The organism is Finegoldia dalianensis (genome assembly GCF_046255015.1).
Lineage (GTDB): Bacteria > Bacillota > Clostridia > Tissierellales > Peptoniphilaceae > Finegoldia > Finegoldia magna.
Window position 1 is genome coordinate 1 of sequence record NZ_JBDLBQ010000014.1, and the last position, 1,325, is coordinate 1,325.

Genomic DNA, 1,325 nt, shown 5'->3' on the forward strand with positions numbered 1-1,325 from the left:
GGATAAAGTCCGTATAATTGTGTAAAAGTAAAAAGGCCATATAACAGTCCTTTTACGGTACAATGTTTTTAACGACAAAAACATACCCAGGAGGACTTTTACATGACCCAAGTACATTTTACACTGAAAAGCGAAGAGATTCAAAGCATTATTGAATATTCTGTAAAGGATGACGTTTCTAAAAATATTTTAACAACGGTATTTAATCAACTAATGGAAAATCAACGAACAGAATATATTCAAGCAAAAGAATATGAACGAACAGAAAACCGACAAAGTCAACGAAATGGCTATTATGAGCGCAGCTTTACGACACGTGTAGGCACGCTAGAATTAAAAGTACCCAGAACACGTGATGGCCATTTTTCACCCACAGTGTTTGAACGTTATCAACGAAACGAAAAAGCCCTCATGGCTTCAATGTTGGAAATGTATGTATCAGGCGTTTCAACTCGTAAAGTATCAAAAATTGTGGAAGAACTTTGTGGTAAATCCGTCTCTAAGTCCTTCGTTTCTAGCTTAACAGAACAGCTAGAACCTATGGTTAACGAGTGGCAGAATCGTTTATTATCAGAAAAAAATTATCCTTACTTAATGACCGATGTACTCTATATAAAAGTACGAGAAGAAAATCGAGTACTCTCAAAAAGCTGTCATATAGCGATTGGAATAACCAAAGATGGCGACCGTGAAATTATCGGCTTCATGATTCAAAGTGGCGAAAGCGAAGAGACCTGGACAACATTTTTTGAATACCTAAAAGAACGCGGTTTACAAGGTACGGAACTCGTTATTTCTGATGCGCACAAAGGATTAGTCTCTGCCATTAGAAAATCCTTCACCAACGTAAGTTGGCAAAGATGCCAAGTTCACTTCCTAAGAAATATCTTTACCACCATTCCTAAAAAAAATTCAAAATCTTTCAGAGAAGCTGTTAAAGGAATTTTTAAGTTCACAGATATTAACTTAGCGCGTGAGGCTAAAAATCGATTGATTCATGATTATATCGATCAACCAAAATATTCAAAAGCTTGCGCATCATTGGATGATGGATTCGAAGACGCCTTTCAATATACCGTACAAGGAAATTCCCACAATCGACTAAAGAGTACCAATCTAATTGAACGACTGAATCAAGAAGTACGCAGAAGAGAAAAGATTATTCGCATCTTCCCCAATCAAACATCAGCCAATCGCTTAATTGGAGCCGTTCTTATGGACCTACATGATGAATGGATTTATTCTTCAAGAAAATACATCAATTTTGATAAGTAGAAATGGTAAAAACATTGTATAGCATTTTACACAGGAGTCTGGACTTGACT

General features: G+C 36.3%; 1 protein-coding gene. It reads left to right on the plus strand.

Translation table 11 applies throughout. From position 1 onward, the window contains the following. The first annotated feature begins 102 nt into the window (after positions 1 to 102). Positions 103 to 1,275 (plus strand): IS256-like element IS256 family transposase, encoded by a 1,173-nt coding sequence (locus ABDJ34_RS09985; RefSeq protein WP_000195429.1) that lies wholly within the window; start codon positions 103 to 105, stop codon positions 1,273 to 1,275. The last annotated feature ends 50 nt before the right edge of the window (positions 1,276 to 1,325 follow it).